Source organism: Pedobacter sandarakinus, assembly GCF_026240095.1.
Taxonomy (GTDB): domain Bacteria; phylum Bacteroidota; class Bacteroidia; order Sphingobacteriales; family Sphingobacteriaceae; genus Pedobacter; species Pedobacter sandarakinus.
On sequence record NZ_JAPIVG010000001.1, the window covers coordinates 1,073,099 to 1,085,176 of the forward strand.

Genomic DNA, 12,078 nt, shown 5'->3' on the forward strand with positions numbered 1-12,078 from the left:
GGATTAGGAGTTACCGTAGGTTTACAGAATATCGCTATTAAAATTATTATGCTTTGCTAGAAATTCTCGTGTATGTAAGTCATAATCCTAACCATTTCTGCCCGTACCTCTGAAGTGGGATTAACATAGTTATTATTCATAAACGAATAGATATAAGTTTTGCCTTTCTTCGTAATTACGTAACCGCTTTGGTTATGCACCCCGCCCAGGGAACCAGTCTTTCCAAATACAAAAGGCTGATCTGTTTTAGGATAAGCATTTCTAAGCGTTCCCGTTTTTCCGCCTGCTGGCAGCATATCAAATAAGGCCACCCTGTTATTCACTAGTTTGTACAAAGAATCGAGTAAGTAGATATTATCCCTTGGGGTGAATAAATTTTGACGAGATAGGCCAGAACCATCAGCCCATTTCACTTTGTCTGGTAAGAATGAAAGATAATTTTTTACAACATAATCAATGGCTTTGGTTGTGCTCAATGTGTCGCTAATTTGATTAGCGCATACCAGCAATAAGTGTTCTGCTATAAAATTGTCGCTAGGTAACAACATGTGTTTCAATACCGAGTCTCTTTTGGCGCCAGGTAGGGTCTTCGCATTAGAAGGGATTTTCATACTTACCACACCTACGCTTTTGTGTAAGGTATCGGTTAATACTTCAACGGTAGTTCTTATGCTTGTTTTATAAGGGTTTTGCTGATTGTAACCTGGCTTAATCGCTACTGCCGGATATTTGAAATGATTGGTTAAAAAATCTCTTTTTACTTGAAAATTGCCAGTTGTTATATTCGAATCGATTTCAAAGCAGGGTGCAAAAACTTTTGGTTCGATATTAATCTTACTTGTACTGGCATAGGTGGAAGTTACCATGTTATCCATAATTGGCATCTCTGTAATTTCCGGTTGATAGTAATAATCGTAGTCATCCCAGCTCCACCCATCACCGAAAAATGTACCACTATACCTTCCAGGAGCAAAAAACAGCTTTTTGTTAGATGCTTTTAGAAAGTTGTAAGCAGATTTGTCTTTTACTCCAAACTGTAGAAAAGATGGATCGCCTGTTCCCCAAAATATAAGTGAGTCGTTTCTTTCAATGTATTTTAATGCAGGCATAAATTCGGGGATCATCTTTAAACTTGCATAAAAAGTATAGAGCTTAGTGTTGGAGGCGGGTGTAAAATACTTATCTGCATCCTTACTATAAATCATTTTACCGGCTTCCATATCGTAAAGTGCAAAACCAACTTGGTATTGCTTAATAACGGCAGATTGTTTAAACACACTAGCTACCTTTTTGGCTATTGTTTTATTAGTAGAACAACTTGTTAAACCAGCGATGATTATAATTGCAAGGGCGCAGACGAGGGATTGGGCTTTTTGATAAAACATGGTTCGGAAATAGAATGGTAATTGCCAACTAATTTATTAAATTTAATTTAATGTTAACCAAATATGCTACCGTAACAATTCAGGTTTGCTCCAAAATGCTTATCTACCTGGTTTTATGTTTGAGTTTTTCTGAAGTGCATGCACAAGATTTCGAGTTTCCAGGTAAGCGGAAAAAACAATCGCTGCAGTTTAAATGCATTAAGAATCTGATCATCATCCCAATGTTGGTTAATGGTAAGGGCCCTTATGATTTTGTACTAGATACCGGTGTAGGGCCACTAATTATTACTGAACCCAGCATTATAGATTCTTTAAATTTTGCCCAGATGAGGAAGATTACCCTCACTGGTTTGGGTGTAGAAAATGTAGAGGCTTTCGTGTCTCAAAATGTAAACGTACAAATTGGCAGAGCTAAAATAAAGTATATCCCCACGGCCATCTTAAAAGAAGATCTTTTTAACCTTTCAGGGCACCTTGGCGTTAAAATATATGGGTTAATCGGATTTGATTTCTTCAATAGCTTCCTGGTTGATATCCGTTATAGCGAAAACAGGCTGCTGTTTACCAGTATGGAAACGAAAATAAAGTACAGAGGTAAAAAAATCCCAATTTTTTTAGAGAAACAGAAGCCCTATGTAGAGGCAATTGTGATGCTAAATGATTCTTCCAGAATTAAAACCCGCCTCTTGATGGATACAGGCGCTAGCCACGCATTATCTATGGAGATGTTCGATGGTGGGGCCTTCCCCTTACCAGCCCAAAAAATTAAAGCCAATTTAGGCATGAGCATCAGTGGCCAAATTAAGGGATACATTGGCAGAGTAGCCCAGTTTTATTTGGGAGATTACCACTTTAAAGAGGTTGTTAGTGGTTTTCCCGAATATGAAACGATCTCCAAAAAAATAGATCTGACAGCCAGAAACGGCAACTTAGGCGCAGAAATTTTGCGAAAATTTGATGTTCAGCTTAATTACCAAGAAGGCTTTATGTACCTTAAGCCCAATGTAAATATTAAAAAACCATTTCAACATGATATGGTAGGTATGGTTGTATTTCTAGATCAAAACGAATACAAACGTGTAATTGTAGGGGAAGTTGACGAAAACTCTCCGGCAGAAAAAGCAGGGATAAGATCTCAAGATGAAATCATCGCAATCGATTTTAAACCGGTTAGTTTTTATTCTTTGAATGATATTAACGAGATGTTTAAATCTCGCCCAGACAGAACAATCATTTTTGAAATCTACCGGGATGACCAGGTTTTTTTTAAAATCGTTCGCCTGGAAAAAAGAATTTGAAAAAGCTGCGTAATTTTCTAGTTACAACGGCTTTATGCAGTAACAAGGTAATAACTTCGGGCTCTTATTACTCATAAAACCATATAAACAAATACATGAAGAATCAAGTGAAGGTACTTGCATTGGCGGGTATTGTAATGCTAGGTCTGGCAGGATCGACGGCTTCCTATGCACAAAAAAAACCGAAAAAGGGATCAACTAACCCAACAACACCTGCGGCAACGCCAGCAGCTGCGCCAAAAAAAGAGGGCATCAAACCTTTTTCTGAAGTGATAACGGCCAAAGCTAAAACCACAAATGGTTTATTTAAAACGCATAAGGTAGATGATAAATGGTATTTTGAAATCCCCGATAGCTTAATAAACCGTGAAATGCTGGTCGTTACCCGTCTTGCAAAGGCGCCCGTAGGTATAAAAGTAGGCAACCAGCAGTACGGTGGTGAAGAATTGAATGAACAAGTATGGAAATGGGAACGTAAAGGAAAGCAAGTTTATATCCGCGTACCTAGTTTTGCAACAAGGGCAGAGGCAAATAGCGATATGTACGAATCAGTACAAAATTCTAATCTTGCACAAATTCTAGCTGGATTCGAAATCAAAGCTTATAATAAAGATACTACAGGTGTAGTGATTGATGTTACTGATTTTTATAATGGCGACATTATGGCCATTGGCGCAACAGATCAGATCCGTAAAGCATACAAAGTAACCGCTTATGATGCCGGCCGTTCTTACATCGATACTGTCAAAACATTTCCTATCAATATCGAAGTTAAAACAGCAAAAACTTATCGTGCAGCAGAATCACCAACAGATAGCAGCAATGGGGCGGTAACATTAGAATTCAATACTTCAATGTTGTTATTGCCAAAAACACCTGTTAAAGCCAGAATTATGGATAACCGAGTTGGTTTTTTTGGTCAATCGCAAATTGACTACGGTACCGATGCACAGAAAGCAGAGCGCACAGCATATATTCACCGTTGGAATTTGGTTCCGAAAGATACCAATGCTTATAAACGCGGCGAATTGGTAGAGCCAGTAAAACCAATTATTATCTACATTGATCCGGCTACGCCAAAAAAATGGGTCCCATATTTAATTCAGGGTATTAATGATTGGCAAGTTGCATTTGAGGCAGCAGGATTCAAGAATGCCATTATGGGCAAACAAGCACCCACTGCCCAAGAAGATCCCCAATTTAGCGTAGAAGATTCCAGGTATTCGGTAGTGCGTTATTTCGCTTCCGATATTGCCAACGCTTATGGACCACACGTGAGCGACCCACGCACAGGCCAGATATTGGAAACACATATTGGCTGGTACCACAACGTTATGAACTTATTACGCAACTGGTACTTCGTTCAAACTGCTGCAACTAACCCAGAGGTACGTAAGGCGAAGTTTTCTGATACACAAATGGGTGAATTGATCCGTTTTGTGTCATCACATGAAATTGGCCACACTTTAGGTTTACCACACAATTTTGGTTCTAGCTATGCTTATCCGGTAGATTCTTTGCGGTCTAAATCTTTTACAGACAAACACGGTACAGCACCTTCTATTATGGATTATGCCCGTTTCAATTACATCGCACAGCCTGGCGATGGTGTTACCAAACTACACCCTCAAATTGGCGAATATGATAAATGGGCTGTTAAATGGGGATACTCTTGGATTCCGGGTAATAAAACAGCAGAGCAGGAAAGGGAAATCTTAAATCAATGGACATTAAAGAACGCCGGTAAACCTTTATACTTCTACGGCCGCCAGGGTACCAGTTTAGATCCTCGCTTACAAAGTGAAGATTTAGGTGATAATGCAATGAAAGCTAGTACTTATGGTATTGCCAACTTAAAACGCATTTTACCAAATGTAGAAAAATGGACTTACCAAAAAGGGAAAGACTATAGCGATTTGAAAGAAATCTATAATGAAATAGTTGGTCAGTTCAATCGCTATATGGGCCATGTTACCGCAAATGTTGGTGGCTTAAGCGAAAATTTCAAAACTTATGATCAAGCAGGAGCAGTATACAGCTATTTGCCAAAAACAAAACAGAAAGAAGCCATCTCATTTTTTAACCAGCAGTTATTTACTACGCCACTTTGGTTAATTAACAATGAGCAGTTGAATAAATTTGATAATGGCGTTTTATTGAACCGCATTAAAGCTGTACAAACCAATACACTAAATAATTTGTTGGCAGCACCGCGTATTGCCCGTTTGTTGGATAATGAAACTAAAAACGGCACCGCTAAAGCCTATACCTTGCCAGAACTTTTTAAAGATTTAAGATCTAATGTTTTTGTAGCAAGCAGGCCAGATGCTTTCAAACGTAACTTACAGCGTGCTTATGTAGATCAGTTATCAGATTTAATGACTAAAGAGAATGATCTTCCAGCAGGTTTCCCGGTTGATTATGCAGCGAGTTATGGCTTAACGCCGATAAATGTTTCTTTATCTGATATCAGACCGTTAGTAAGGGCCGAACTTAAAACTTTGTTAGCTACTACTAAAGCCAGAGCAGCAGCAGGAGATGCCATTACAAAAGCGCACTACGACGATTTAAATATCAGAATTAAGGATATTCTAGATCCGAAAAAATAGGATTTTCGGTATTCTTTACTTCTTACCAAGCGGAGCAATTCATTCAACGAATTGCTCCTTTTTTTTGTTCAATTTTCAATGGTCCGGTTTTGTATAATTCTTGTGGGGTTAGCGCTGAAATTAAATCGTTTACTAATTTTAGCATCAAAATAATTTCGATGTTTAAAAAATCAATTTCGGCACTGTTGCTTTCATGCCTTACAGTGCTGTGTTATGCACAACAAACCGATTCTTTAACGGTCGTAAAAGCACGGTGGAAGAAAACGAAAATCTCTAACCAGGTAGCGCTTTTTCAGCATCATTTCGACCAAAAAAATCTGTTTGGTGCAAATGAAAATATCTCATTTGTAGAAGTAAAGAACACTGGCAGAAAAGCCATTTTTGCTTTTGATGCCGAACCACAAAAGCTGATTACTACGAGCGATTTTGGTAAGAGAAATACGGCAATTGTAGCCATAAACGGGAACTTTTTCGACGTTAAAGATGGGGGTTCGGTAGATTTTGTTCGGGTTGATGGACAAGTGATCAATACCAACAGGCTGGCAGAAGACGGATCGAGAGCAAGACACCAGCAAGCTGCTGTTGTTATAGACGGTGGTAAATTGGCTATTAAAAAATGGAATGGTTCTGCTACCTGGGAAAGCGATTTGCCCGAAAAACATGTATTGCTCAACGGACCCTTGCTAACTTTCGAAAATACTAACGAAATTTTAGATACAACATCTTTTACCAGATTACGCCATCCACGCACTTGCATTGGCATGAAACCTAACGGAAAAATAATTATGCTTACTGCCGATGGAAGGAATGACAATGCTGCCGGCATGAGTTTGTTGGAGCTAACGAAAGTAATGCGGTGGCTGGGTTGCAGCAGTGCCATTAATTTTGATGGAGGTGGTTCTACTACGCTGTGGGTAGATGGACAGCCAGACGGAGGAGTGATTAATTATCCCACAGATAATAAGCTGTGGGACCACAATGGGCAGCGCAAAGTTGCCAATGTGCTGTTGGTAAAAAAGAAATAATTATTTTAGCCACAAATGATTAAACATATTATAAAGCTTTTCTTTTTGGTATTAATGCTATCTGCATGTAATTCCCGGTCGAAAAAGGACGATGCTACCTTAAGGGATTTTACTTTTGCGCCAGTTAAGGGAATCAGGTATGAGGAGGTAAAACGGCGGTTTAGCAATAACCTGTCTTTTAACCCAGAAGGATTTATGCAGCAACCCTCGTGGATTATTGAAGTGGCCGCCGAAGATACCATGATGGCCTGGAGTCCGCAGAAACAAATGATGCAGAAGTTTTATTTGCAATACGACCATGGCAATGTGTACAATTTTGCGGAAGAGTTTTTTAAGGTGAAGCACATCAGTAAGGACAGTTTGGTTTTTCAACGGATTCAGGTTGATGGAAAAGTAATTGCAGATGATATCCGCTCGGATGTTAACATGACTTTTTATGCCCAGCGCTATATTAAGGATAAACTAAAAACAACTGCCCAGAAGTTGCAAGCACCAACCCAGGCAGATACTTTGTTTATTAAGAAAAGATCTGCGGAAGTGAATAGGAATGACACCACAGCCTTTGCAGCGAGGGTACCTGTGCAGTTTATTCCGAAAAGTAAAATAGTAAAAGTAGAAAAATTCAGCACAGTAGATAAATTACAGAAACGAACTTCGGCTTACGATTATATGTTTCCGCAATACCGCATTGAAATAGACAGGGCTTATAAGGACTTTGCCTATGAATGTGCTGCCATTGTAGACTACAGCGGAAACATGCATATTTTAGCGGTAAATGGTGTATTGCCAGAAAGTGCCGAAGGTAAAAAACGCATGATGCAAGGCGTTGCCGATATTTACGTTAGGAACCTGTTCACTATTGTACCAGGTACCACATTGGGGATTCCCCACAATAGCCAAATAACTGTGAATATTGTAGGCAAGGCAATTAAAAAGCCTTAGTAATCTGCTATTTACAAATTTTTAACGTTAAAAAAATGTTAAAAATTTATTTTGATTTTAAAAATTAAAACTTACCTTGCACACTTAATTTTAATATTTAATACAATGCAAGAAGGCACAGTAAAATTCTTCAATGTAACTAAAGGTTTTGGCTTTATCATCCCAGCGAACGGCGATAGCGAAATTTTTGTTCATTCAACAGGTCTTATCGACGAAATCCGTGAAAACGACAAAGTACAGTACGAAGTTGCTAACGGTAAAAAAGGCTTAAACGCCGTTAATGTGAAAGTAATTTAATTAACTATCATATTTACAACAAAGCCCCGGTTGCATAAATCGGGGCTTTTTATTTGGAAAAATTTATGGGTTTTGAGATCATCAGACGAATACCTGCATCATGCTCATATTCATCCGATGATTGAAAGTTTAATAGTTATAGTTAAGAATTATTTAATCATAAACATTCAGATCATGAATCGAGATAAAAGGGTATAAATAAATCATTTCGTAAGATTTAGGTACAATATCTCTTTTCCAATCTGGAACTTGCAGGGCAGCAGCACTTTTGTCTTTTTGATTGTAAAATAGGCTTTTAATCTTTTCTATAACCGCTAAGCTCTCCATTTCTTTATTATGTATAGATCCATAAGTACCTATTAATATCGGGATAATTAAGTCTATTTCTTTTCTATTGCCAACAAAAAGTGAATTGTAATTTATAGAATAAAGTGACTTAATTTTAGGAAACCATATAAATGCAAGACTATCATTAGATGATATATCAACAAGAGTTTTATTTTTCAGCTTTTTGATATGTAGTTTAAAGGCAAATGAATACAGTGTTGTGGTGTCTTTAAACTTAATAAGCTTAATTGATTTAGATAAAAAATCATCAATTTTAGCCTTCTCATCTTGGAAAGAACTAGGTTGACCAAATGAATTGCCTGCCAACATTATTAAAATAAAAAGTATTATTATTCTCATTTGTAAATTAGTTACAAGGTTTTTTTCCAACATTGTCAAGACGCAAATAATATTCAGTCCCACGGAAAGATAAGTCTGATTTGGTTACAGAAATTTTATTCACACCAGAACCAATATCGAAAGTTGTAGAGTTTTTATATGCATTAGTTTCTTTAAGCCCTTCCCATACAATAGCTGTTGCATCATAGAGAGTAATATTAAAGAGATCTCTTAAATATTCAGCCATAGGTAATACGTAGTTGTTTGCCATCTGGTTGTGATCCATCTCGTTGATTGCTTCTGCTTTTCCTTCTTTATCCCTAAAATAAGCGTGTAGTACTTCATGGATAATTGTACATACTATAAACTCTTTGCTTGCATTTAGTAAAATATTTTTGTTTAATGTAATATCTGTTGAAAATATTCCGTTCTCCCAGTGCCCTCCAGAAGTTTGCCCTGGTTTATTACCAGATAGGGTTTCAGCATCATATACATTGATTTGAACACTAACATCTTTATTAAGTTTCTTTAATATAGAGTCCATTTTACCAGTTATATTTTTTACTTTTAATAGAGAGTCTACAATTTTGGTTAGGCAAGGGTCGATCGTTTTATTGTGTATGTCTTTTTTAACATATGTTGTTCCCGAACCACTTCCCCAAGGAAGTCCCTGCCAAGGATCGGTTTGATATCCTGTTCCACAAATGGTTTGGCTACCAACATAGTTGCTGTAGGTACTTTCACAGTAGGTAAAATTAGAGCCTACATCAACACAATTGTAACCCATAATCTGATAAATATAGATCTCCCTACAATTATCAGGCACGGCGATGCTAACCTTCCGATCTTTTACAGGTGATAATGACAGTTGTTTATCAAGTTCATTTTGCATTTTTCCGAATTTTTTACCTGCAACATAATCGCCGTTAAGATTATGATAAATAATCAGTCCTTCAAAATTGGCTTGTTGTTTAAGGTAGGTATTGTTTTCTGGTTTGGCGTCGGTGTTAGCCAAATAATCGGCTGACGATATTATTGTCATAAAACAAGCTTCTTTATAATCATTCGTTTCCGAAATCAGAAGTCTGGTTATACTTTTATCTTTTTTAATTTGATTATTCTCTTTCGTGAGTGGCTCGGTATCAAACATAAAAATACCCGCTGTTAATACCGGTACTTCAATAATGGTTCTATCCTTACTTTCATAACTTTTGGCATTTGCCCAATCAATCTTTAATTCCTGTTCTGCTGCTGTCGGAATCTTTGCGTCAGATGTGGATCCCTTCCTAAAGATGGCAGAGGTAATTGGATTTTCTCCAATTTGCACTTCATACCAAGCCTGTAGATGAGCAATCGTATCAGATTCATCTTTAATTGGGTTTCTATCCTTTTTACAAGAATAAATAATAACCGATGTTGCAACTAATAAAGTGAAAGCCAAAGTATAGGCTTTCAACTGAGCATAAAAATTTCTCAATGTTAATTTAGATTAAAAATGTTAATGATTGTTGTGAGAGATGATAAGGCAAAAATATAATTAATATTTAATGCTACAAATTTATTTTACAGAAGATAAAGTTTTCAACTACATTATAGATACGCAAAAATCATTAGTTAATCATACCTAGGCCTAGATAATTCAATCATCGGATGAATATCTGCATCACGCTCATCCAATGACTAAAAAATTTATTTATGTGTCAATGTTTTCCTTAACAAGTAATCAAGGAAAACCAATCCAATAACTAAATCAGCAAAAAGGAAACTATAAAGAATGGTTGGGGTAATGTATTTATTCAGATTAAAATCCGTGTTCGATTTTATATAAAAGTTGACAGAGTTAAAATCTATATGGAAAAGCGCATAGCCAAATAATGCCAATAATGAAATGATAAAAAAACCACCAATACCATAAATAATACGGGTATTTACTCTTGTTTTTAAGGCAACAGGAGCTGGTGCATGTGCTACGCTTTCCATGATGTTCCTGGTGAAAGACATAGATGGTGCATCTATCTCGAGCTTGCCAAAAAAACCATCAAGCTGCAATATTTGTTCGTATAGTAACTTAACGCTTCTATCGGCTGCTATTTTTTCTTCGATGGTTTTTGCCTGTTTGGCAGTTAAATTTCCATCGATGTAATCCCAAAGTTGTTGTTCTATTGTATTCATAGTAACTCCTTTACTTCATCTTTTAACAAATATTGTAATTTTTCTTTAAGCCTCTGTCTTGCCCGGTGCAGTTTAACCTTAATGGTATTGGCTTCCATATTTAATGTTTGGGCTATTTCTTCTAAACTTTGTTCGCCTTGGTAAAATAAGGTGATGATTGCGGCATCATCTGGCTGAAGTTGTCCAATAGCTATATTTAAATGTTTATGGCCGTCTTTTTTCTCATATCCGTTTGCGTTAAACCCTGAAATGTGGTTTTCTAACTGTAACGCGGCATCCTCATCATTTAAAGAAGAGGTAATTAAACGGTTTTTGCGTAAAAAAGTCATGGCGGTGGTATAGGTAATGGTATATAGCCAGGTGCTAAATTTCGAGTTTTGCTTAAAAGTTCCGAGTGCTTTGTAAGCTTTAATAAAACAATCTTGTGCTACTTCTTCGGCATCTTCTCTGTTTTTGGCAAAGCGCATGGCCAGCGTAAAAACAAACCGTTGATGCCGCCTTACGAGCAATGCATACTGATCGGTTTGCCCGTTCAATACATTTTGGATCAGTGCTATATCCGTAAGTTTTTCCTGCATGCTTAGGCATAAGACTACGGATGCCATAAACAGGTTACATCAAGAAGAAATTTAGCATTTTTTTCGCCTGCCGGATTTGTTGCACTAACCATCGGTTTAGCCCCGGGTGAAGCGGCTACCCTGCAGGGGCAAGGCACGCTGCCCCGAAGCGTAATAGCGTAACACGGGAAGAAATTTGTTGTGGTGTAGTGCCTTTGCGCTTCTAATTAATTAGTGAGAAGCAAAGAATTTTAAACCGGCAATAGAACCAATTAGTGTGCAGATAAAAAAGATGCGCCAAAAGGTTGCGGGTTCGTTAAAGTAAACTATGCCTATAATAACAGTTCCGACGGCACCAATGCCGGTCCACACGGCGTATGCCGTACCCATGGGTAATGTTTGCGCCGCTTTGTTAAGCAAGATGAAACTTAACGAAATACAGATAAAAAAGGCTACACTCCATTTTAAGTTGGTAAAATTGTTCGATAACTTAAGGCAAGTGGTAAAACCAACTTCGAAAAGGCCGGCAACAATTAAGATGATCCAGTTCATATTGGCAAAGGTATAAATCTATTGTAACCTGCGGGAAGATAAAATATTTAGATTACCCTGTAACCTGGTTTTGAAATGCATCGTCATAGCTTGTAGAACACGGTTCGAGTGATTACAATTTAAGAAATTTATAAAAAATTTAATATTATGGAAGGTGTATTAGTTCCAATTTCGCTCTTTTTGGGCGCATTTGCAATGGTTTTTGGCATTCGTTATTTATCTAACAAAGAAAAAATGGCGATGATAGAACGCGGGATAGACCCGGGGATAAACAAGGCAACGCCAAAGCCTTTTTTAAGCTTGAAGTTTGGCCTTTTACTGGTTGGCCTAGGGTTAGGATTAATTGTGGCCTTATTTACGGTGAGGAGTATATTTGGTGATGATATGACCCACAATGAGGAATCGCAATCGGTAGCGGTATATTTTGGTTGCCTGGGTATTTTCGGCGGCTTAGGTTTGATCATTTCTTATGTTATAGAGAAGAAATGGCTAGACCAAGATAATAAAAGTTAACCATTGGAGTAAAGGCATCCTGCAGATATTTGTGTTTAAGACACAGAGATTTGCAGGTTTCT

The 12,078-nt window shown here is 37.4% G+C and carries 12 protein-coding genes; 6 read left to right on the top strand and 6 right to left on the bottom strand.

Going from position 1 to position 12,078, the window contains the following annotated elements:
• Positions 1-56 precede the first annotated feature (56 nt).
• Positions 57-1,385 (bottom strand): D-alanyl-D-alanine carboxypeptidase/D-alanyl-D-alanine-endopeptidase, encoded by a 1,329-nt coding sequence (locus OQ268_RS04575; protein ID WP_265854920.1) that lies wholly within the window; start codon positions 1,383-1,385, stop codon positions 57-59.
• Positions 1,386-1,435: 50 nt separating this feature from the next.
• Between OQ268_RS04575 and OQ268_RS04580 the strand changes: the two genes are divergently transcribed.
• The 5 genes from OQ268_RS04580 (at position 1,436) to OQ268_RS04600 (ending at position 7,556) form a co-directional block, all read left to right on the top strand.
• Positions 1,436-2,683 carry an aspartyl protease family protein gene (locus OQ268_RS04580; RefSeq protein ID WP_265854921.1) on the top strand — a complete coding sequence of 416 codons (1,248 nt, stop codon included), beginning with the start codon at positions 1,436-1,438 and terminating at the stop codon, positions 2,681-2,683.
• 95 nt (positions 2,684-2,778) lie between these two features.
• Positions 2,779-5,292: a zinc-dependent metalloprotease gene (locus OQ268_RS04585; RefSeq protein WP_265854922.1), complete on the top strand. Its 2,514-nt coding sequence runs from the start codon at positions 2,779-2,781 to the stop codon at positions 5,290-5,292.
• Between the two features lie 158 nt (positions 5,293-5,450).
• The gene (locus OQ268_RS04590; RefSeq protein WP_265854923.1) at positions 5,451-6,317 is read left to right on the top strand and encodes a phosphodiester glycosidase family protein; all 867 of its coding nucleotides are present in this window, start codon (positions 5,451-5,453) and stop codon (positions 6,315-6,317) included.
• A 15-nt stretch (positions 6,318-6,332) separates the two neighbouring features.
• A complete protein-coding gene (locus OQ268_RS04595) occupies positions 6,333-7,259 on the top strand; it encodes a hypothetical protein (RefSeq protein ID WP_265854924.1) in 927 nt (308 codons plus the stop codon).
• Positions 7,260-7,364: 105 nt separating this feature from the next.
• On the top strand, positions 7,365-7,556 hold the full coding sequence (locus OQ268_RS04600) for a cold-shock protein (protein WP_010599196.1): 192 nt from the start codon (positions 7,365-7,367) through the stop codon (positions 7,554-7,556).
• A 153-nt stretch (positions 7,557-7,709) separates the two neighbouring features.
• On the opposite strand, the gene OQ268_RS04605 is transcribed toward OQ268_RS04600, so the two are convergent.
• From OQ268_RS04605 to OQ268_RS04625, 5 genes are all read right to left on the bottom strand, one after another.
• Positions 7,710-8,243, bottom strand: a complete 534-nt coding sequence (locus tag OQ268_RS04605) for a hypothetical protein (protein ID WP_265854925.1) — start codon at positions 8,241-8,243, stop codon at positions 7,710-7,712.
• Between the two features lie 7 nt (positions 8,244-8,250).
• Positions 8,251-9,699, bottom strand: coding sequence for a SprT family zinc-dependent metalloprotease (locus OQ268_RS04610; RefSeq protein WP_265854926.1), 1,449 nt, complete (start codon positions 9,697-9,699; stop codon positions 8,251-8,253).
• Positions 9,700-9,911: 212 nt separating this feature from the next.
• A complete protein-coding gene (locus OQ268_RS04615; protein WP_265854927.1) occupies positions 9,912-10,394 on the bottom strand; it encodes an anti-sigma factor in 483 nt (160 codons plus the stop codon).
• Positions 10,391-10,999: an RNA polymerase sigma factor gene (locus OQ268_RS04620; protein ID WP_265854928.1), complete on the bottom strand. Its 609-nt coding sequence runs from the start codon at positions 10,997-10,999 to the stop codon at positions 10,391-10,393. The genes OQ268_RS04615 and OQ268_RS04620 overlap by 4 nt, the downstream gene beginning before the upstream one ends.
• A 183-nt stretch (positions 11,000-11,182) precedes the next feature.
• Positions 11,183-11,503: a DMT family transporter gene (locus OQ268_RS04625; RefSeq protein WP_265854929.1), complete on the bottom strand. Its 321-nt coding sequence runs from the start codon at positions 11,501-11,503 to the stop codon at positions 11,183-11,185.
• A gap of 147 nt (positions 11,504-11,650) precedes the next feature.
• Between OQ268_RS04625 and OQ268_RS04630 the strand changes: the two genes are divergently transcribed.
• Entirely contained in the window at positions 11,651-12,016 is a 366-nt protein-coding gene (locus OQ268_RS04630; RefSeq protein ID WP_265854930.1) for a DUF6249 domain-containing protein, read from the top strand.
• The last annotated feature ends 62 nt before the right edge of the window (positions 12,017-12,078 follow it).